1 protein-coding gene is annotated in these 303 nt (G+C 61.4%); it reads left to right on the top strand.

Annotated features, from left to right (window positions below):
* Window positions 1-229, top strand: a 229-nt coding sequence (locus DBV14_RS33670; protein ID WP_221621937.1) for a hypothetical protein, incomplete at its 5' end; no start/stop codon positions are given.
* Between the last annotated feature and the right edge of the window lie 74 nt (window positions 230-303).

Raw genomic sequence — 303 nt, 5'->3', positions numbered from 1 at the left:
CGGCTTCGTTGGCGGCTTGCGCGGCCTCCAGTTCTTCGGGACTGGGCTCGCCTTGCAGCATTTGCGAATTCTGTGCGGATTGTTGCGGGTCAGACATTTTTCAAAGAACCGGCGTGATGCCGGAAAACAAACGATAGCCAGCCACTTGGGGCTGGCCAGAGGCTTTTCAAGCGAAAAAATGCGGCCAAAAGGGCCGCAGGACGGGGTTTTGAGGCCGTTTTCCTCGTGAAACACGGCGGAACCGGCTTTGCCGGCCGCGAGTGTTGCCCCGGCAGGGGCGGCGCGACACGAAGTGCGCCGCAG

The organism is Variovorax sp. KBW07 (assembly GCF_003852515.1).
Taxonomy (GTDB): Bacteria; Pseudomonadota; Gammaproteobacteria; order Burkholderiales; family Burkholderiaceae_C; genus Variovorax.
The sequence above is the reverse complement of the archived record's forward strand: the minus strand, read 5'-3'. Positions and strand labels throughout refer to the sequence as shown.